General features: G+C 64.1%; 9 protein-coding genes. 7 read left to right on the forward strand and 2 right to left on the reverse strand.

All coding sequences use genetic code 11. The features are described from left to right. The 6 genes from ACF8RA_RS06825 to ACF8RA_RS06850 form a co-directional block, all read left to right on the forward strand. The coding region (locus tag ACF8RA_RS06825) for a hypothetical protein (protein WP_392518962.1) at nucleotides 1-242 on the forward strand (242 nt) is incomplete at its 5' end. Between the two features lie 98 nt (nucleotides 243-340). Continuing rightward, nucleotides 341-2,056: a protein-disulfide reductase DsbD gene (gene dsbD / locus ACF8RA_RS06830; RefSeq protein WP_209967266.1), complete on the forward strand. Its 1,716-nt coding sequence runs from the start codon at nucleotides 341-343 to the stop codon at nucleotides 2,054-2,056. Continuing rightward, entirely contained in the window at nucleotides 2,056-2,892 is an 837-nt protein-coding gene (locus ACF8RA_RS06835) for a prolipoprotein diacylglyceryl transferase family protein (RefSeq protein WP_392518964.1), read from the forward strand. Before dsbD ends, ACF8RA_RS06835 begins: the two co-directional genes overlap by 1 nt. 1 nt (nucleotide 2,893) lies before the next feature. After that, the gene (gene dsbG, locus ACF8RA_RS06840; RefSeq protein ID WP_076402723.1) at nucleotides 2,894-3,652 is read left to right on the forward strand and encodes a thiol:disulfide interchange protein DsbG; all 759 of its coding nucleotides are present in this window, start codon (nucleotides 2,894-2,896) and stop codon (nucleotides 3,650-3,652) included. Nucleotides 3,653-4,465: 813 nt separating this feature from the next. Next, the gene (locus ACF8RA_RS06845) at nucleotides 4,466-5,203 is read left to right on the forward strand and encodes a hypothetical protein (protein ID WP_392461028.1); all 738 of its coding nucleotides are present in this window, start codon (nucleotides 4,466-4,468) and stop codon (nucleotides 5,201-5,203) included. Further along, nucleotides 5,203-5,904, forward strand: coding sequence for an ATP-binding cassette domain-containing protein (locus ACF8RA_RS06850; RefSeq protein WP_392518965.1), 702 nt, complete (start codon nucleotides 5,203-5,205; stop codon nucleotides 5,902-5,904). Before ACF8RA_RS06845 ends, ACF8RA_RS06850 begins: the two co-directional genes overlap by 1 nt. 41 nt (nucleotides 5,905-5,945) lie before the next feature. On the opposite strand, the gene ACF8RA_RS06855 is transcribed toward ACF8RA_RS06850, so the two are convergent. Next, on the reverse strand, nucleotides 5,946-18,899 hold the full coding sequence (locus tag ACF8RA_RS06855) for a non-ribosomal peptide synthetase (RefSeq protein WP_392518966.1): 12,954 nt from the start codon (nucleotides 18,897-18,899) through the stop codon (nucleotides 5,946-5,948). Between the two features lie 307 nt (nucleotides 18,900-19,206). Here ACF8RA_RS06855 and ACF8RA_RS06860 point away from each other — a divergent pair, with 307 nt between their 5' ends. Continuing rightward, nucleotides 19,207-19,737, forward strand: a complete 531-nt coding sequence (locus ACF8RA_RS06860; RefSeq protein WP_010954997.1) for an RNA polymerase factor sigma-70 — start codon at nucleotides 19,207-19,209, stop codon at nucleotides 19,735-19,737. A gap of 227 nt (nucleotides 19,738-19,964) precedes the next feature. Here the strand turns inward: ACF8RA_RS06860 and ACF8RA_RS06865 are convergent, their stop codons facing one another. Beyond that, nucleotides 19,965-20,978 carry a GNAT family N-acetyltransferase gene (locus ACF8RA_RS06865; protein ID WP_392513763.1) on the reverse strand — a complete coding sequence of 338 codons (1,014 nt, stop codon included), beginning with the start codon at nucleotides 20,976-20,978 and terminating at the stop codon, nucleotides 19,965-19,967. Between the last annotated feature and the right edge of the window lie 57 nt (nucleotides 20,979-21,035).

The raw sequence follows: 21,035 nt of genomic DNA on the forward strand, positions 1-21,035 counted from the left end.
CGCGCGACCGCCTTGGCGCATGTCTCGATATCGCGTCGTACAAACAAGGCGGTCGCGCGCGACTGGTGCAGGAGGGACTGGCCCGAAACAAACGTAGGAGCGGGTTTACCCGCGAAGCGCCGCGCGGGCGGCGCTCGATCTCACAGGCGCTGAAAATCTCCCGGCAAACACCTCAAAACTCCAACGCCGCCCCCTCGAAAATCCAGCAACGAAGACCCTGCAAATCCAGAACAAACTCTTAATACTCCTGCCCCCCCCCCAACCCCAACACCCGCGTTAACCTTCATTTAATCGACCCCAGCCAGCATGGCCCCATTCCCAGATCTGCCAAGGCGAAGACATGCGCGTTCTCCTGCTCTTCCTCACACTCCTACTGGCCGGCCCGTTGCAAGCCAACCCGTTCGATGTGAAACCAGACTTCCTGCCGGTTGACCAAGCCTTCGTGCTCACCCACGACCGCCAGGCCGACGGCCAGATGCGCCTGTACTTCCAGATCAAGCCGGGCTACTACCTGTACCAGAAGCGCCTGAAGTTCGATGGCCTGCCCACCGAGCAACACCCGCAACTGCCACCGGCACTCAACCATCACGACGAGTTCTTCGGCGACAGCGCGGTGTATCGCGACCAGCTTGAACTGCTATTGCCTGCCAACGCCCAGGGTCAGTTGCGCCTGGGCTGGCAGGGCTGCGCCGATGCCGGCCTGTGCTACCCGCCGCAAACCACCTCGATCGACTTGGGTGGCAGCGTAACGCCCGCCGCCGAGCAAGCCAGCGACCAGGCCCTGGCCAGCGGCCTTCAGCAAGGCCACCTGGCCTGGAGCCTGCTGGCGTTCTTCGGCCTTGGGCTGCTGCTGGCCTTCACCCCCTGCTCGCTGCCGATGCTGCCGATCCTTGCCGGGCTGGTGCTGGGCAATGGCGCCAGTGCCCGGCGCGGCTGGCTGCTGGCCGGGGTCTATGTGCTGAGCATGGCCCTGGTGTACGCCGGGCTCGGGGTGGTTGCTGCCCTGCTGGGTGCCAGCCTGCAGGCCTGGCTGCAGCAACCCTGGCTGCTGGGCAGCCTGGCGGGGCTGTTCGTGCTGCTGGCACTGCCGATGTTCGGCGCCTTCGAACTGCAACTGCCTGCCGCCCTGCGCGACCGCCTGGACCGCGCCGGGCAAGGTACCCGTGGCGGCAACCTGTATGGCGCGGCATTGCTCGGGGCGTTGTCCGGCCTGTTGCTCGGCCCGTGCATGACTGCGCCGTTGGCCGGTGCGCTGCTGTACATCGCGCAAAGCGGTGACGTACTGCAAGGCGCGCTGGTGCTGTTCAGCCTCGGCCTGGGCATGGGCGTGCCGCTGCTGTTGCTGGTAACCCTGGGCAACCGTTACCTGCCGCGCCCGGGTGCGTGGATGAACCGGGTCAAGGGTGTGTTCGGTTTCGTGTTCCTGGCCATGGCACTGTACACCGTGCGCAGCCTGCTGCCTGCTACCTTGCTGCTGGCACTGAGCGGCGCCTGGCTGATCGCCCTGGCCTGGGCCGCCTGGCCAGCCCTGCAGCGCCTGCCGGCGTTGCGTGCAGTGCCGTTGCTCGGCGCCCTGTGGGGCGGCCTGTTGCTGGTCGGTGCGGCAGCAGGCGGCGACGACCTCTGGCAGCCACTACGCCCGTTCGCCGGGGGTGGCAGCACAGCGGCCGCTGGCCAGCATGCCGAGGACAGCTTCGTCACCGTCAGCCGCCCCGAGGACCTGCAACGTGAGCTGGACGCGGCCAAAGCCCGCGGCCAGTGGGTGATGCTCGACTACTATGCCGACTGGTGCGTGTCGTGCAAAGTCATGGAAAAACAGGTGTTCGCCCGCAGCGACGTGCAGACCGGCCTGGCCGGCGTGCACCTGCTGCGCCTGGACGTGACCGCCGACAGCCCAGCCAGCAAAGCCCTGCTACAGCGCTACCAGGTACCCGGCCCGCCCAGCATCATCTGGATCGGCCCGGAAGGCGAAGAACGCCGCGCGCGGCGCATCACCGGTGAGGTGGATGCAGCAGCGTTCCAGCAACACTGGGTCCAGACCAGGAGCCAAGGCTGATGCTGACCGTAACACTCGGGCCACTGACCATGGCCCTCAACCACCTGCTGATGCTCACCGCCCTGGTGATCGCAAGCGTGGTCGGCTGGTGGGTCGCCCGACGTGGCGGCGAGAGCCCGGAATCGGCGCTGTTCAACCTGTTCCTGATCGGCCTGCTGTGTGCCCGCGCCGGCTTCGTACTGGCCTACTGGCCGATGTACCGGGACGACCCGCTGCAAATCATCGACATCCGTGACGGCGGCTTCCTGTTCTGGTCGGGCCTTGCGGGCATTGTGCTCGGAGCCCTGTGGCAGGGCTGGCGCCACCCCGGCCTGCGTCGCCCGCTAGGCTGGGCGCTGTTCAGCGGCGCACTGTTCTGGGGCCTGGCCAGCCTCGGCGGCCACCTGTACAGCAAAGGCACCGAGTTGCCCGAACTGAGCCTGCGCAACGCCGGCGGCCAGTCCGTGGCATTGCACAGCTACCGCGGCAAGCCGCTGGTCATCAATATCTGGGCCACCTGGTGTCCACCGTGTCGGCGTGAGATGCCCGTGCTGCAACAGGCACAAAGCGCTTACCCGCACGTGACCTTCCTGTTCGTCAACCAGGGCGAGACCCCGGAAAACGTCAGCACCTTCCTCGCCACCACCGGCCTGAGCCTGACCCACGTGCTGTTCGACGGCACCGGCCTGCTGGCCCAGCGTGTCGGCTCCATGGCCCTGCCCACCACCCTGTTCTACGACGCCAACGGGCGGCTGGTCGGCAGCCACCTGGGCGAACTGTCCCGGGCCAGCCTGCGCCACGCCCTGGAACCTTTCGACCGGGCCATTGCGCCCGCCCCTGCCGCACAAGGAAACTGACATGCGATTGACTGCACTGCTGCCCCTGTCCCTGGCCCTGCTGGCCGCCCCTGCCCTGCAGGCCGAAGAACTGCCCAAGGCGGTTCAGCAACTGCAAGCCAAGGGCGCCGTGATCAAGGGCAGCTTCGATGCGCCCAACGGCCTGCGCGGCTATGCCGCCGAGTACCAGAACAACGCCCTGGCCCTGTACCTGACCCCCGACGGCAAGCATGTACTGGTCGGCAGCCTGTTCGACGAACAGGGCAAAGACCTTAGCGCCGAACCGCTGCAAAAGCTGGTATACGCGCCGATGAGCAAGGAAATCTGGGCGAAAATGGAAAAAACCGCGTGGATCGCCGACGGCAAGGCCGATGCGCCGCGCAAGGTGTACCTGTTCAGCGACCCGAACTGCCCGTACTGCAACATGTTCTGGGAGCAGGCGCGGCCGTGGGTGGAGTCGGGCAAGGTGCAGTTGCGCCATATCATGGTCGGCATCATCCGTGAGGACAGCCCGGGCAAGTCGGCGGCGCTGCTGGCAGCGAAAGATCCGGCCAAGGCCCTGCAGCAGCATGAAAAGGCCGGCAAGGCCAGCACGCTGAAGGCACTCGAGCAGGTGCCAGAGGCTGTGCAACAGAAGCTGGCGGCGAACATGGCGTTGATGGAAGAGATGGGGTTGCAGGCGACCCCGGCCATTTTCTATCAGGATGAGCAAGGCAACCTGCAAAGCCAGCAAGGGGCACCACGGCCGGAGATGCTTGGGAAGATTCTGGGCAAGCGCTAGTGCATGTGGTGGGGCACAGATCGAGCGCTACGAAGCAGGTGACGCGGGGCATGGCACCGGCTACGCCGGTGTTCGCGGGTGAACCCGCTCCTACGGGGCTCGCGCTAACGGCTGGATTGTGATCGCAAGGCCTGCGCGGTCAAGTGTAGGAGCGGGTTTACCCGCGAAAGGGCCGGACCTGCTGGCCAATTTCCACCAGCCGTTCACCGTTGCCGCCGCCATTGTATTCGCGGGTAAACCCGCTCCTACGCTGATCGGGAGTGGACACACATTGGTGATTGGACGCAGGCCGTTCTTTCGCAAGCAGTAGATCTCCAGGCCCGGCAAATCTACCCCGCGCAGATTTAAATCTGCCACTCAACATACCCAGAAACAATTATTCGGCACGCCCCTTCGCTAAACATCGTCTGCTTGCTTCCCTTATTCAAATCCCACACACACGCACAACAAAGAACACTCGGACGTTCACGACAGAGTATTCGAGCATCAAAAACCGAAATTTCTCACACAATTAGAAGAAAAAATAAACCCCAAAAAACATTATCAGACTTAAGTAAGACCCTTCTGAAGAATTTTCCCACAAAAATAGCTTTAAACCAAACATTCCAATATCACTTCCAGCCACGCCACCCCCACCGAAAGATTGACTTGAAACAGCCGAACGCCTAAACCTCCATACCCGTACATTTCAGACACACCAAAAACCAGGAGGCACTCATGAAAAATCAATATGGCATTAACCTCGTGGCATTGGCTTCGACACTCACTGCAAAATCAAATAACACGCAACCATGACACCAAAATGGTCCACCCATGAACCCAAACCACTTTATCCGCAGCGCAAAAAAAATCACGAGTATCACAAGAGTCTTGACCACTGAGCACTTGAGGGAGCCCACATCGCTTCTCTGGTCAGCGCTGGCCCCTTGCATACTCTTCATCATCACCCAGCCAACGCATGCAGCCTCGACCTATACCGCTTCAGCCGCCTGGTTCTACTCATACATCTCTGCCACCCTCGCGTTCTTTGGATTCAGCTTCTACCTTATCGGCAGAAGGGAAAGTGGCTTCACGCGGTCCTTCATCTACCAACACGGTGCAATCAAGCTATTCCTGACGGCCCATACACTCAGCTATTTATTATTGAGCTCACTTTACGCCACACTATTCTACCTCTTGACCAAACCCTTACGAGGTCACTACTCACTTCCTGAATACCTCTATCTGATGGCATGCTTTTACACCAGCTACCTCATGTTCACCTGTATCGGCCTGGGGATCGCTGCGCTGCCGATAAAATTCAGCACAGCCAGCACACTTTTCTCACTCATGTCATTTCTCATGCTGGTCTCCGGATACACCGGTGCCACGCTGGGGCACGATGCTTCGCATACGCTAACGCTGATCAACCCGCTCTTTCTAAGCGCGCAGATCTTCCATGGCGAAATGCCCCTTCTCAACAGTTTCCTGATTGCTCTTTCGGCCTCTGCGGCCTCGACATACCTGACTGGAAGGTATTTCAGAATTCAACCCATATGGAGCCGATACTGATGGACATTTTAACTATAAACAACCTTCACTTCGGATACAGCGGAGACCCGCTACTGAACGACATTGAACTCACTATAAAAGCGGGGGAACTGGTCGGTATTCTGGGCAACAACGGAGCCGGAAAGACAACCCTTTTCGACCTCATCTGTAAAATAAAGAAGCCGACAAAGGGTGCTATTTCCAATTTATCCAGGCGCCAGGCCTATTTGACGCAAATCCTTACACCGCCCCCATTGCTCCGCATGAACGAAGCGGGCAAGCTTATCACCAGCCTGACCCCCAACGTTTCCCCAGATCACACAGAGATTCTCTCGAAACTAGCCAAATGGTCCCCGCCACTGTCCAGGCGATATGCGGACATCGCCAAGAAAAAAGCCGCCAATTGCAGCTACGGTGAAATTCGCAGCTATTTCACGCTGACCTTGCTACTTTTAAACAGTGACTTGATCATTCTTGACGAGCCAACGGCTGGCGTAGACCCTGAATTTCGACACTATATATGGCTCGGTATTAAAAGCGCGTGCGCGGAAGGTGCGAGCGTGCTGATATCTTCTCATTACACAGAGGAAATCACGAAAAACTGCCAGCGCTTTTATATGCTCGCAAACAAACGACTGGAAGCGTTTGACAGTGGTGGACAGTTCATGGAACGCCACCACGCCAAATCGCTGGATGAAGCCTTTATCAATGCTTCGGTCTAGGTACCGTGGCCGTTGAAAGGGGCGCCAAGCGCCCCTGCCCATCACAGCCCCTCCAGCTCCGCCATCAGGTCACTGAGCCGATCGACCTTGTCATCATCCAGCGCACTGCCCTGCAGCCCCTGTACATACTCGGCCAACGCCTCCACCGTGCTGCACTCGAACATCGCCCGCAGCGGCACGTTCAGCTGTAGCTGCTTCTGCACCCGCGAAGCGATCTGCGTGGCCAACAGCGAATGCCCGCCCAGCTCGAAGAAGTTGTCGTGCACCCCCACCCGCTCGGCTTTGAGCACATCGGCCCAGATACCCGCCAACACGTCCTCCAATTCGTTGCGTGGCGCCTGATAGGCCTGACTGTATTGGCCGCCGATGTCGATGGCTGGCAGGGCCTTGCGGTCGAGCTTGCCGTTGGCGTTGTGCGGCAAGCTGTCGAACCAGCCCCAATGCAACGGCACCATGTACTCCGGCAACTCGGCACGCAGTCGTTGCTTGACCTGCTCCAGCAACGCGGCATCGGCACTGACGCCCTGGTGCGCCACCAGGTAGCCAACCAGATGCTTGCCGTTCACGCCCTCCTGCACCGCCACGGCAGCATCGCGAATTTCCGCCTGCTCATGCAGCCGGGCCTCGATCTCGCCCAGCTCGATGCGATAGCCGCGAATCTTCACCTGATGGTCGATGCGCCCGACGTACTCCAGCACACCGTCCGGGCGTTGCCGCGCCAGGTCGCCAGTGCGGTACAGGCGTTCGCCCGGCGCCCCGTAAGGGTGAGGGATGAACGCCAGTGCCGTGCGCACCGGGTCACCGACGTAGCCACGGCCTACACCCGTACCAGCCACGCACAACTCGCCCACCGCACCCAGCGGCACCAGTGCCTGGTCCTCGCCGAACAGGTACAGGCGGTTGTTATCGGTTGGCGTGCCGATGGGCAGGTAGCTGCCTTGGGTCGAGGCTGCATCGACGCGGAAGAACGCCACGTCATCCGAGCACTCCGCCGGCCCATAGGCATTGACCAGGCCGATCTGCGGGTAGCGCTGCAGCCACTGCGCCGCCAGCTCCGGTGGCATGGCCTCGCCGGTCGGCAGCATCCAGCGCAGGCCGTCGAGGGCCTGGTGGTCGCTGGCCAGCATGCCCTGGATCAGCGACGGCACGCTCTCCAGCACGGTGATGCCGGTAGTTTGCACATGCGCCAGCAGGCCCTGCGGGTCATGGGCGATGGCGTTAGGCACGATCTCTACCTTGGCGCCGAACAGCGGCGCAGCCAGGAACTGCCAGACCGAGATGTCGAAGCTTTGCGAGGCGGTCTGGGCAATCACGTCCTGCTCGCTCAGGGCCAGGTACGGCACCTTGCTCAGCTGGTTGTTGAGCATGCCACGCTGCTCGACCATCACCCCTTTCGGCAGGCCGGTCGAGCCTGAGGTGTAGATCACGTAGGCGAGGTTGTCCGGGCCACTGTGGATACCCGGATTGTGGCTTGCGATCGGGTTGGCCTGGATGTCTTCCCAGACCAGCAGTCGCGGCCGCAGCGCAGTCTCCAGCTCACCGAGCAACTGCCGCCCCTGCTCGGCGCAGGCCGCGCTGCACACCAGCACTGGCGTACGGCTGAGCTGGATGATGCTTTGCAGGCGCGCCGCCGGCAGGCCCGGGTCCAGCGGCAGGTAGCCGGCCCCGGCCTTGAAGCTGCCGACAATCATGCCCAGCAGCGGCAACCCACGCTCGGCAAGCAGTGCCACTGGCTGGTCCACGCAGACCCCGGCAGCCACCAGCGCATGCCCCAGGCGGTTGGCCGCCAGGTTCAGCCCGGCGTAATCGTAGGACGCCTCCAGGCAGCAGGCCACGGTACGCTGCGGATGCGCCACGACCTGCGCTTCGAACTGCGCGATGTAGCTTTGTTCCAGCGGATAAACCCGCTCGGTCCGGTTGCAGTCCTCCAGCAGGAAGCCTTGCTCTTGGGCGCTCAGCAACGGTAGCTCGCTCACCGCCCCTTCAAAACCTTGTACCAGCGCCAGCAGCAGGCGCTTGAATTCGGCCAGCAGACGCTCGACGGTCGGGTAGTCGAAGTAACGCTGGTCGAACGACAGGTGCAGGCCCAGGTCATCACCCGGGTAACACACCGCCGTCAGCGGGAAGTTGGTGTGGGTACGGCCCGAGTCGGAGCTGGCGTTCAGGTGCTGGGCGTGATCGAGCACGGCGGTTTCAACCGGCGCATTCTCGAACACGAACAGGCTGTCGAACAGCGGCTGGCCCTTGGGCAATTCGCTGCACGCCTGGATCGCCACCAGCGGCAGGTATTCGTACTCGCGCAGTTCCATGTTGCTTTGCAGCAGGCCCTGCAGCCACTGGCGTACGCTGCAACGCTCACCAGCGATGGGCAACTGCACGCGCAGGGCCACGCTGTTGATGAACAGGCCGACGGTGCGTTGCATCTGCGGCATGCTCACCGGGCGACCGGCCACGGTCACGCCAAAGGCCACATCGCGGTCGCCGCTGTGACGCGCCAACACCAGGGCCCAGGCCGCCTGGGCGAAGGTGTTGACGGTGAGCTGATGAGCCTGGGCCAGTTCGCGCAGACGCACACCATCACTCACCTCCAGGCGGGTGTAGCAGTCGCCGACGACCATGCCGCTACCGGCGTGATCATGGCGCAGCGGGCGGTCGCTAGGGATGGCTGTAGCACGTTCGAAGCCGGCCAGGTTGGCCTGCCACCAGGCGCGTGCTTCGTCCAGGCCCTGGCGTTGCAGCCAACCGATGTAATCGCGGTAACGCGGCGGCACCGGCAGTTGGGCCTGACGGCCTTCGCCAAGGGCCTGGTAGACCTCGAAGAAATCGTTCATCAACAGCGAGCGGCACCAGGCATCGATAAGGATGTGGTGGTTGCTCATCATGAACCAGTAGCGTTCATCGGCCACGCGCACCAGGCGCAGGTGGAACGGTGCCTCGCTGAGCAGGGCAAAGCCGGCCTCGCGCTCCTGCTTGTGCAGAGCCTGCAGGCGCTGCTCCTGGGCATCCTCAGCCAGGCCGCGCCAGTCCTGGTAGTCCACCGCCAGGTTGCCTGGCTTGTGGATGATCTGCAGCATCGCCTCGCCGCTGTTCCAACTGAACGAGGCGCGCAACGCTTCGTGGCGCGCCACCACCGCCTGCCAGGCCTGGGCGAAACGCTCGGGGTCTAGCGCGCTGTTGATGCGGTAGCGGTCCTGCATGTAGTAAAGGCCGGTGCCCGGCTCCAGCAGGGTGTGCAGCAGCATGCCTTCCTGCATCGGCGTCAGCGGGTAAACGTCCTCGATCTGCGCGGCCGGTACCGGCAATGCGTCGATCTGCTCCTGAGTCAGGTGCGCCAGCGGGAAGTCCGATGGGGTGAAGCTGCCATTGCCATCGGCCAGGCAATGCGCGACCAGCGCCAGCAGCTCCTGACGATAGGCCTCGGCCAGACCCGCGATGGTCTGCTGGTCGTAGCGCTCGGCGCTGAAGGTCCAGCGCAGTTGCAGAGCACCGCCATACACCTGGCCATCGACGCTCAACCAGTTGGGCAACGGCGCATCGAGGTCATGCGCCAACCCGGCCGGTGCCTCCAGGGGCTGGAACAAGGCCGCACTATCGAACTGCTGGTCGAACTGGCCCAGGTAGTTGAAGGTGATGCGCGCCTGCGGCAAGGCCGCCATCTGCTCGCGCCCGGCGGCATCCGCCAGGTAGCGCAGTACGCCGTAGCCCAGGCCCTTGTGCGGCACCTGGCGCAGTTGTTCCTTGATGCGCTTGATCGAACCGGCCCGCGCCGCGTCGTCTTCACCTGGCAGCGGACGCAGGCTCAGTGGGTAGGCATTGGTGAACCAGCCGACGCTGCGGGTCAGGTCCATGTCTTCGAACAGCCCGTCACGGCCATGGCCTTCGAGCTGCACCAGCACTTCTTCATCGCCGCTCCAGCGGCACAAGGCCCGCGCCAGTGCAGTCAACAGCAGGTCGTTGACCTGGGTGTGGTAAGCCGCCGGGGCTTGTTGCAACAGTTGTCGGGTCTGCTCCACGTCCAGGCCGATAGCCAGGGTCTGGGCGTGGCGGTGCAAATTGCTGCCCTGCGGGTGATCGCATGGCAGTTCGCGGCGCACGCTACCCAGTTGGCCTTGCCACCAGGTCAGTTCGTCACGCAGCGAATCGCTGCCAGCGTAGCTGGCCAGGCGCGCGGCCCAGTCGCCGACGACGTGGGTCTTGGCCGGCAGAGGCTGGCCACGGTACAGCGCCTGCAGGTCTTCCAGCAGCACCCGCCAGGACACACCATCGACCACCAGGTGATGGATCGCCAGCAGCAACCGCTGGGTGCCCTGCCCGTCACGCACCAGCAAGGCGCGCAGCAGCGGCCCTTGTTGCAGGTCCAGGCTGCGCTGCACGTCGGTGTAGAGCGCCTGACAATCATTGAAATCGGCTACTGTGGCGCTCCACAGCAGTTGCTCGGCGCCAGGCCGCACGTACTGGGCCTGCCAGCGGCCCTGGGCGTCGCTGAAGCGCAGGCGCAGGCTGTCATGGTGCTGCACCAGCGCAGCCAATGCCTGTGCAAGGGTGGCCTCAACCAAGGGTTGGCGCACCTCCAGCAGCACGGCCTGGTTCCAGTGTTGCGGCTGTGGCACGTCACTGTCGAAGAACCAGTGCTGGATCGGCGTCAGCCCGGCCTGGCCCTGGCGCAGTCCCTGCTCCACCGTGCTCACGGCTTCGCTGAGCTGAACCACAGCTGCCAGGGTCTGGATGGTCTGATGCTGGAACAGGTCGCGCGGGGTGAATTGCAAGCCGGCCTGCCGGGCGCGGCTGACCACCTGAATCGACAGGATCGAGTCGCCGCCCAGTTCGAAGAAGTTGTCCTGCACCCCGACCTGGGCAACGTTCAGCACGTCGCGCCAGATCTGCGCCAGTTGCGCTTCCACCTCATTACCCGGGGCCTGGTACTGCTGGCGCGCCTGCTCCAGGTCGGGCAGTGGCAAGGCACGGCGGTCGAGCTTGCCGTTCCCCATCAACGGCAGGCTTTCGAGCAGAACCAAGTGTGCGGGCACCATGTAGTCCGGCAGGTGCTGGCGGGCATTGGCCTTCACCGCTTCGCGCAGCAGGCTTTGCGTATCGCAGTCGGCAGGGGCCTGCTTGCACACCAGGTAACCCACCAGTTGCTTGCCACCCGGCAGATCAAGGGCCAGCACCACGGCTTCTTCGACATCGGCATGCGCTTGCAGGCGGCTCTCGATTTCGCCCAGCTCGATGCGGAAGCCGCGGATCTTCACCTGCTGGTCGGCACGGCCGACATACTCCACCAGGCCATCGGTACCCAGGCGTACCAGGTCGCCGGTACGGTACAGGCGCCCGCCTTCGGCACTGAACGGGTCGGCGACAAAGCGCTCGGCAGTGAGGCCTGGCCGGTCGTGGTAACCCTGGGCCAGGCCGGCGCCGCCGACATACAGTTCGCCAATGCCGCCTTGCGGCAACAAGGCCAGATCCTCGTCGAGGATGTAGGCCGTACGGCTACCGATGACGCGGCCGATCGGTACGCTGCCAAGGTCTGCTGGCAAGGCCTCTGGGGCCAGGCACGCCAGCGGCATAACCACGGTTTCGGTCGGGCCGTACGCATTGAAGAACTGCTGCGGCGCAAAGGCCTGGCGGATACGCTGCAGGTGCTCGCCGGTCAGCGCTTCGCCGCCGGTGATCACCAGGCGCACCGGCAACTGTTCGCCCCGCCCACCCAGGTACTGGGCCAGTTGGCTGCCGTAGCTAGGGGTGAAACCGAGGATGCTCACCTGCTGCTCACGCACCAGTTGGCAGATTTCCTCGGCGCCCCACTGCCCTTGGGCACGCAGCACCACACGGGCGCCACACAGCAGCGGCGCCCACAGGCGCTCGCTGGCGGCATCGAAGTTGATCGAATAGAAATGCAGTTCGCAGTCATCGCTGCGCATGCCGAACACGGCGATCACCGCCTGGCAATGCATGGCGAATTCGCCATGGCTGACCACCACACCTTTGGGCTTGCCGGTGGAGCCGGAGGTATAGATCAGGTAGGCCTGGTGCTGCGGCAGGTTGAGGTTGTCCAGCGGCGCGTCGCTGTACGCCGACAGGCTGGCAGCGTCGTCTTCCAGGCTCCAGCGCGCCACGCCTTCGGGCAGCTCGCCGAGGGTTTGCAGCAACGCGCGCTGGCTTAGCAGCAGGCCGATGCGGCTGTCTTCGATCATGTAGCGCAGGCGGTCGAGCGGGTACTCGGGGTCGAGCGGTACATAGGCGCCACCGGCCTTGAGGATGGCCAACAGGCCGACGACCATTTCCAGCGAGCGCTCCAGGGCCAGGCCCACGCGCACCTGCGGGCCGACACCACGCTCGCGCAGGGCGCGGGCCAGGCGGTTGGCCTGTTGGTCGAGTTCGGCGTAGGTCATGTGCTGGCCGGCAAAGGTCAACGCGCCAGCCTGTGGCGCGCGCGCGGCCTGAGCGGCGAACAGGCCGTGCAAGGTCTGGTCGAGGTCGAAATCGTGCTCGCCCTGCAACTGGCCCACCAGCACCTGCTGCTCGGCGCTGCTCAGCATCGGCAGTTCGCACAGGCGCTGTTGCGGGTTGTCCAGCAGGCCGACCAGCAGTTGCTGCCAATGCTCGGCCATGCGCGCGATGCGCGGCTCGTCGAACAGGTCACGGCTGTAGGTCAGGCAGCAACCCAGGCGACCGTCGAGGTCGGTCACCTCCAGGTACAGGTCGAACTTGGTGGCGCTGGCGTCATTGACCAGGTAATCCACCTGCATGCCGGCAAGCTGGCGGCTTTGCTGGAAGGCCCAGCGCTGCACGTTGCACATCACCTGGAACAGTGGGTTGTAGGCGCTGCTGCGCGGCGGCTGCAAGGCCTCCACCAACTGGTCGAACGGCAGGTCCTGGTGCGACTGGCCTTCGATGGCGGCCTGACGCATCTGCTCCAACAACTGAGCGGCGGTCATCTGGCCGTCCAGCTCGCAGCGCAGCACCTGGGTGTTGAGGAAGGCGCCGATCAGCCCTTCGCTTTCCGGACGGATGCGGTTGGCCACCGGCGCGCCGATACGCAGGTCGCGCTGGCCACTGTAGCGGTGCAGCAAGGCGGCAAGGGTGGCGGTCATGGTCATGAACAGGGTCAGGCCGCGCTGGCTGTTGAAGGCATGCACGCGGGCGACCAGGGCCGGGTCGAGGTCGAAGCGGTACAGCTCGCCACGGTGGCTTTGCACAGCCGGCCGCGGGCGGTCGGCGGGCAAGGCCAATACCGGGTGTTCATCGCCCAGGCGAGCCTTCCAGTAGGCCAACTGGCGCGCGCCCTCGCCGCTTTCCAGCCATTGCCGTTGCCACACGCTGTAGTCCAGGTACTGCACCGGCAGCGGCGCCAGTGGCGACTCGCGGTCATCGACAAAGGCTTCGTACAGCTCGCCCAGCTCGCGGGCGAAGATGTCCATGGCCCAGCCTTCGGTGACGATGTGGTGCAGCGTCAGCACGAAGCAGTGCTCGCGCTCGTCGGCCTTGACCAGACAGGCGCGCAGCAGCGGCCCCCGCTCCAGGTCGAAGGGCTGGTGCGCCTGGTCGTCGGCCAGTTGTTGCAAACGTTGCTGGCGGGCATCGTCTGACAAAGCGCTGAAGTCTTGCCAGTCCAGATGCAGACCGCTGTCTTCGGCCACGCACTGGTACGGCACGCCGTCGATGCTGGGGAACGTGGTGCGCAAGGTTTCGTGACGCACGATCAGCGCCTGCAGCGCACGCTCGAAGGCGTCCACGTGCAGGGTGCCGCGCAGGCGTGCCATGCCGCCGACGTTGTACGCCGGGCTGTCAGGCTCCATTTGCCAGAGGAACCACATGCGCTGCTGCGAGTACGACAGCGGCACGGCCTGGCGGCGGTCGACGCGGGCGATTTCGCCTTGCAGGTTGCGCTCGCCGACCGCGCGCAAGCGCGCGATCTCGGCACAGAAGGCGCCCAGTTCGCTGGCTTCGAACAGGGTCTTGAGCGGCAGCTCGACATCGCAGGCCTGGCGGCTGCGCGAGACAATCTGGGTGGCCAACAGCGAGTGGCCACCCAGGGCGAAGAAGTCGTCCTGCAGGCCGATGCGCGGCAGGTTCAGCACTTCACGCCAGATCGCAGCGACCTGTTGCTGCAACTCGGTTTGTGGTTCGACATGCTCACGCTGCTGCCACACCGGAGCCGGCAGCGCCTTGCGGTCGACCTTGCCGCTGGGGCCCAGCGGCATCTGTGCCAGCGGGATGAGCTGTGCCGGCACCATGTACGCTGGCAACTGGGCAGCCAGCACAGCCAACAGCTCGGCGGGCTGGGCGCTGCCACAGTAGTAGCCCACCAGTTGCGCACCGACAGCATCCTTGTGAATCAATACCAGCGCCTGTTCGACACCCGCCTGCGCCAGCAGGCAGGCCTGGACTTCCTCGGGTTCGACGCGGAAGCCACGCACCTTTACCTGCTGGTCGAGGCGGCCAAGGTATTCCAGTGCCTCCATCTGCACCTGCCAACGGGCACCATCGCCACTGCGGTACAGACGCTGACCATTACCGTCGGCCTGGGGTACGAAGCGCTCGGCAGTGAGGCCGGGGCGGCCCAGGTAACCACGGGCCAACCCCGCGCCACCGAGGTACAGCTCGCCCGGCACCCCGGGGATAGTCAGTTCCAGCTCATCGTCCAGCACGCGGCACAGCACATTGCCCAGCGGCCGGCCGATGGGCGAGCGCTCGCCGTCCGCTGCCTGGCAGTGCCAGTGGGTGACGTTGATGGCGGTTTCGGTCGGGCCGTAACGGTTGTGCAACTGCACCTGCGGCAGCACTTGCAGCACGCGGTCTCGTAGCGTGGCGGACAACGCTTCGCCACCCGAGAACACCCGGCGCAGGCTGGTGCAGGCACCCGCCTGCGGCTCCTGGACGAACACCTGCAACAGCGGCGGCACGAAGTGCAGCGTGGTCACCCCATGGGCCTGGACCATGGCAGCGATACGCTGCGGGTCGCGGTGTTCACCAGGGCCGGCGAGCACCAGCTTGCAGCCGGTGACCAGCGGCCAAAAGCATTCCCACACCGATACGTCGAAGCTGATCGGTGCCTTCTGCATCAGCACGTCGCTGTCATTCAGCGCATAGGTCGTCTGCATCCACTGCAGGCGATCGGCCAGGGCCGCGTGAGTGTTGCCCACGCCCTTGGGTTGGCCGGTCGAGCCGGAGGTGTAAATCACGTAGGCCAGGTTGTCACCGTGCAGGTGCAGACCGGGAGCGTGGCTGGGCCAGCTGTCCAGGTGCAACTGGTCGAGGGCAATGGCACTGACACCGTCGACCTGCGGCAGCTTGCCCAGCAGGCTGCTGTGGCTCAGTAGCAAACGGGCGTCGCAGTCGGCCAGCATGTAGGCCAGCCGTTCGGCCGGGTAATCGACATCCAGCGGCACGTAGGCACCGCCAGCCTTGAGAATGGCTAGCAGGCCGACCAGCAATTGCGGCGAGCGCTCGATGGCAATGGCCACACAGGTATCGGGGCCGACGCCTTTGTCACGCAGGTAGTGGGCCAGGCGGTTGGCTTGCTGGTGCAGCCCGGCGTAATCCAGGCTGCCCCCGTCCCAAACCAGGGCGGTGCGTTGCGGCGTCAGGCGTGCCTGCTCATTGAGTTGCTCGACCAACAGGTGCTGCGCTGCGGCGGCCGGTGCCTGGCCCCAACCCAGCAGTTGCGCACGGCCGGGCTCATCCAGCAATTGCACGTCGCCCAGCGCCTGCTCCGGCGCGGCACACACCTGTTCCAGCAGCGCCAACAGATGATGGGCCAGACGTTCGACGGTGCTGGCTTCGAACAGCTCCGCGGCGTAGTCGACGGCCAGGCTCAGGCGGCCCAGATGGTCCTCCTCACTGTGCAACTGCAAGTCGAACTTGGCTTCGCGGCTGTGCCACGCCAGCTCTTCGGCCAACAGCCCCGGCAGACGCCGCAGGGCTGACAGGTCGCGTTGCTGGTGGTTGAACATGACCTGGAACAGGCCTTGCTCTCGGGCCTCTGGCAAGGCTTCGACCAACTGCTCGAATGGCAGGTCCTGGTTGGCCTGGGCTTCCAGGGTGGCCTGACGGACCTGGGCCAGCAACTGCGCGAACGGCAGGCGGCCATCGAGCTGCGCGCGCAACACCTGGGTGTTGATGAAGAAGCCGACCAGGCCCTGGGCTTCCAGTCGCGGGCGGTTGGCGTTGGGCACACCGACGCGGATATCGGCCTGGCCGCTGTAGCGGTGCAGCAGCGCCTGCCAACCTGCCAGCAGGACCATGAACAGGCTGGCGTGCTGCTCGCGGGCCAGGCCCTTGAGCGCTTCGGTAAGCCTGGCCGGCACCTTTAGGCTGAAACGGGCGGCGCGATGGTCGCGCTGGCTGGCACGTGGATGATCGGTACACAGGTCGAGCACCGGCAGTTCATCGCCCAGGCGCGCCTGCCAATATCGCAACTGCCGCTCGGCTTCGCCTTCGGCCAGCCATTGCCGCTGCCAACTGCCGTAGTCGGCGTAACCCAGGGGTAGCGGCGCCAGGTTGGCCTCCAGGCCTTGGCAGCGAGCGGCGTACAGCTTGGCGAATTCTTCGAGCAGGATGTTCAGCGACCAGCCGTCGGCAACGATGTGGTGCAGGGTCACCCACAGCTGATGCTCTTCGTCGCCCAGGCGCACCAGGGTTACCCGCAGCAGCGGGCCCTGGGTGAGGTCGAACGGCTGGCGGGCCTCGGTTTCACGCTGCGCGGCAACCTGCTCGGGCGAGTGCTTTTCAAGGTCCAGGCGGTGCAGGCTGAACGGCTGTTGCGGCAGGATACGCTGCAGCGCCTGGCCATCCTCTTCGCTGAACACGGTACGCAGCGATTCATGGCGCGCCACCAGTGCCTGGAAGGCCACTTTTAGGGCATCGACATCCAGCTCGCCGCGCAGGTGCAAGCCGGCGGGAATGTTGTAGGCCGCTGATTGCGGTTCCAGCAGCCACAGCAGCCACAAGCGGTTTTGCGCCAGCGACTGGGGCAACGCCTGGGCGCGCTCCAGCGTGGTGATGGCCACGGTGCCTGCGGCGCCATCGGCGATGATCTGTGCCACGGCCTTGCTGTAGTCGGCCAGTACCGGCGCCTCGAACAGCGTGCGCAGGCTCAGGTCGATACCCAACTCATCGGCCAGGCGCGCTGTGACCTGGGTGGCGTCGATGGAGTTACCGCCCAGCAACAGGAAGTGGTCGTCCGCGGCCACCGCCTCTACCTCGAGGATGTCGCGCCACACAGCGCCGATGCGTGCTTGCAGCTCATCACCAGCGGTTGCACCGGCACCGGCTTCGCTTGCCTCAGGGAAACGGGCATAGCAGTCCAGGCTGCCATCGTCCATGCGCAGGCGGCAGGCAGAGCGCTGCAACTTGCCGCTGGAGGTCTTCGGCAGCGCGCCGGGGTTCAGCAGCAGGACCACGGCGGGGGCCTGTCGGCAGGCGTCGGCGACGACCTGGCGCAGGGTCTTGATCAGGTCCTGGGGCTTGATTGCCTTTTGCACGTTGCGGCTGATCTCCACCGCGACACCGATGCCCTCCTCGCCTTGGTGCTCGACGGCGAACACCGCCACCCGGCCTTTACGCAGCACCTGAACTTCGCGCTCGAGGTTTTTTTCCAGGTCTTGTGGGTACAGGTTTTGCCCACGCACGATCAGCATGTCCTTCAGACGCCCGGTGACGAATACCTCGCCGTCACGCATGAAGCCCAGGTCGCCGGTGCGCAGCCAGGTCTGGCCGTCCATTTCGACAAAGGTGCGAGCGCTGGCTTCGGGGTTGCGCCAGTAACCCAATGCGATGCTCGGGCCGCCGGCCCAGATCTCGCCAACCTGGTTGTCATCCAGCACTTGCAGGCGTTGTGGTTCGACGATACGTACGGCATGCCCCGGCTGTGGGTAGCCGCAGCTCATCAGCACACTGCCCTTGCCCGGCTCGGCACGGTTGGCAGCGAAGGCTGCGGCGTCCAACTCCAGCGCGGCGATACCTTGGCCACGACGGCTGCCGCTGACGAACAGGGTGGCTTCGGCCAGGCCATAACTGGCGAAGAAACTCTGCGGATCGAAGCCGCAGGCCTGGAACTTGTCGGCGAAGGTGGCCAGGCTGTCCTGGCGGATAGGCTCGGAACCGGAATAGGCCACGCGCCAGCGGCTCAGGTCGAGCCCGGCCTGCGAAGCCTCGCTCACCCGTTCGCTGCACAAGCGGTAGGCGAAGTCGGGCCCGCCGCTGATGGTGCCACCGTAGTCGCTGATGGCCTGCAACCAGCGCAGCGGCCGGGCCAGGAAGTAGCCCGGCGACATCAGCACGCAGGGCACGCCACTGAAAATCGGCTGCAGCAGGCCGCCGATCAGACCCATATCGTGATAAAGCGGCAGCCAGCTGACGATCACGTCGTCGGGGTTGAGGTCGATGCCAAAGCCTTGGCGGATCAGTTGCTCGTTGGCCACCAGGTTGCCATGACTGACCTGCACGCCCTTGGGCAGCGCAGTGGAACCGGAGGTGTACTGCAGGAAGGCGATGTCATCGCCCTTGAGTACGGGCTCACGCCAGTTCGCCGCCAGGGCCGGGTCCAAGCCATCCACTGCCAGCAGTTGGGGGGCATTGTCCGCCGCCAGGGCTTCCAGGCCCTGCAGGCTGTCGTGCAGCGCCGCCACGGTCAGCAGCAGGCGCGGCTCGGCGTCGTCGATGATCGACAGCAAACGCTCCTGGTGGTGCTGGCGCGCCGACTCCGGTGGGTAAGCCGGCACCGCGATGACCCCGGCATACAGGCAGCCGAAGAACGCCGCCACATAGTCCGGCCCGCTGGGAAACAACAGCACTGCACGATCGCCGAAGCGGGTACGAGCCTGCAAGGCGGCGGCGATGGTGCGCGCGCGCTGGTCGAGGTCCCGGTAGCTCAGCACGGCCTGCTCGCCGGGCGCGTCGGCCAGAAAGCGCAAGGCAATGCTGTCCGGGGTCTGCGAGGCGCGTTGCGCCAGGGCCTGGACCAGCGTGTGCGGGAGTTCGAAGGCGTCCGTCATGGGGTGTTCCTGCCAGTGTCTGGTTAGGTCCGACAGCTGCTCCACCAACATGGGCGGGCAACGTATGCGACCGGGGATGTACACAGGGGAACGGATGGGCGGGGAGAGAAATTAGCGGGGGAGATTAGGCTTCAAGGGTTGATAAGGCATATCCCCCAAAGCCAACCGCGCCTTAGAACTGAAACAGGTCGATATTAATTACATTTCGCATTTGACAATTATTATCATCTTACATAGCTTGTCGCACGTCTTAGGAAGCTTCCCAACCTTGGGCGCCTCCTTTCCCCTCTGTGACAAGGTGATTTCCATGGCGGAACAACTATCCACAAGTAAGTGCGATTCACCATTACTGCAGGCCTTCGTCGACAACCGCAGCATCCTGGTCAAGATCGCCGCCCGCATCACAGGCTGCCGTTCGCGCGCTGAGGACGTGGTACAGGATGCCTTTTTCCGGCTCAGCACCGCCCCGCAGATCACCTCATCGTTCAAGGCCCAGCTGAGCTACCTGTTCCAGATCGTGCGCAACCTGGCGATCGACCACTATCGCAAGCAGGCGATGGAGCTGAAGTACTCCGGTAGTGAGGAGGAAGGCATGAACGTGGTGGTGCAGAACGCCTCGCCCGAAGCCACCCACATCAACCGCGCCGCGCTGAACGACATCGCGGAGGCCTTGAACGAACTGCCGCCGCGCACCCGCTATGCTTTCGAGATGTACCGCCTTAATGGCGTGCCGCAGAAGGACATTGCCAAGGAACTGGGCGTATCGCCGACCTTGGTCAACTTCATGATCCGCGATGCGTTGGTGCATTGCCGCAAGACGGCCAGTCGGCAGGCCTGAAGATAGCTGCAAGCAAAAGCGAGAGCGAACCTGGATCGCTCTCGCTTTTGCTTGCAGCGCTAGTGTGGTGTTTTGCAAATACGGCCAATAACTCGCGAGCGATTTTTGCGTTCAGGCAAGGCATCGCGACGAGTCGTAGCCCACTACGGCGAGGAGCGACAACGCCGCATGAGTGCAAAAAAGCGCCGCGAGTTATGGTCGTTATTTGTGAAACACCACACTAGCCCCTACGTCAGCTTGCAACGATCGAAAAACCGCTCCCGCCCCAGAATCATCAACGCCGCCCGCTTGTGTGGAAAGTCGAACTCTTTGTCGCAATGGAAACATTGGTCGTGCATGTAGCCAATCATCTTGCCGTTGTCGGCGCGCGGCTCGGCCACCACCCGCTGGGTGCGCGGGTCATCCAGGAACAGGTAGTGCACCAACGCCGATAGCCAGCTGGCCACCTTGTGCGGCCCTCGGTGGCTCTCCTCTCCCACCAGCATATGGATACCGCGGTCGTAGTCATCGGCCGGGTAGAAGGGGGCAATGCGGTCCTCCTTGGCCCAGTACGCCTCGAAGTAGGCAAACGGCTCGTCATCGAAACAACCGATCAACGTCAACGTATGCGGGTCGGCTTCGAGCTTGCCCAAGTATTCGCGGTGCTGCGCCAGCGTGCCCCCCTCCTGCCAGAACGCCTCCACACGAGGGTTGTTCTGCCAGCGGTTGAAACGCTCCAGGTCATGCTCGATCTCCAGGGTACGCAGCGATACCCAACTGCCCAAGCGCGCATCGAAGCGCCGGTACACTTCGCCCCGCGGCTTGGGCGCCCGGCGCGGGTGGCGCTTGCCGTTGCTGATCTGCATCTGCTGCGGATAGACCCCGGCAACCGACTCGCCCAGCCACGGCTGCGGCAGTTGCCAGAACAGTGCGCGCTCGCACAGGTACTGGCCCGGCTGTTCACCGCCCAGCAGCAGGCCACTGGCCAACGCCTGCGGCAGCACTTCGGGCAGGTGCCAGGTCAGACGCTGGCAGGCCGTATCGCGCGACAGCAACCAATAGCAGGCGGCCCACAAGGCTTGGTAGGGGCGCTCGGGGCAAAAGCGCTCAAGGTGAACGTGCAGAGAAGCGCCAGGCTCCAGGCGCAACTGGATCAGGGGGCGGCCTTCAAGGGCCAGGCTTAGCCAGCTGTCGCCCTCCTCGGCACTGAGGCTGCGCCAGCGTGGCGGTGACTGTGGCTGCGAAGCGGCATCGTACGGCATGGGCTTGACTCACGAGAATGAAGAAAAGGCACACTGCAGGGAACGTTGCCGCAACAC

The organism is Pseudomonas sp. FYR_5 (genome assembly GCF_043106315.1).
GTDB lineage: Bacteria > Pseudomonadota > Gammaproteobacteria > Pseudomonadales > Pseudomonadaceae > Aquipseudomonas > Aquipseudomonas putida_Y.

Excerpts from the sequence above, each read along its gene's own strand:
- ACF8RA_RS06860 (WP_010954997.1), top strand. The coding sequence starts at position 19,207 with ATGGCGGAACAACTATCCACAAGTAAGTGCGATTCACCATTACTGCAG.
- ACF8RA_RS06835 (WP_392518964.1), top strand. The coding sequence starts at position 2,056 with ATGCTGACCGTAACACTCGGGCCACTGACCATGGCCCTCAACCACCTG.
- ACF8RA_RS06845 (WP_392461028.1), top strand. The coding sequence starts at position 4,466 with ATGAACCCAAACCACTTTATCCGCAGCGCAAAAAAAATCACGAGTATC.
- dsbD (WP_209967266.1), top strand. The coding sequence starts at position 341 with ATGCGCGTTCTCCTGCTCTTCCTCACACTCCTACTGGCCGGCCCGTTG.
- ACF8RA_RS06850 (WP_392518965.1), top strand. The coding sequence starts at position 5,203 with ATGGACATTTTAACTATAAACAACCTTCACTTCGGATACAGCGGAGAC.
- dsbG (WP_076402723.1), top strand. The coding sequence starts at position 2,894 with ATGCGATTGACTGCACTGCTGCCCCTGTCCCTGGCCCTGCTGGCCGCC.
- ACF8RA_RS06855 (WP_392518966.1), bottom strand. The coding sequence starts at position 18,899 with ATGACGGACGCCTTCGAACTCCCGCACACGCTGGTCCAGGCCCTGGCG.
- ACF8RA_RS06865 (WP_392513763.1), bottom strand. The coding sequence starts at position 20,978 with ATGCCGTACGATGCCGCTTCGCAGCCACAGTCACCGCCACGCTGGCGC.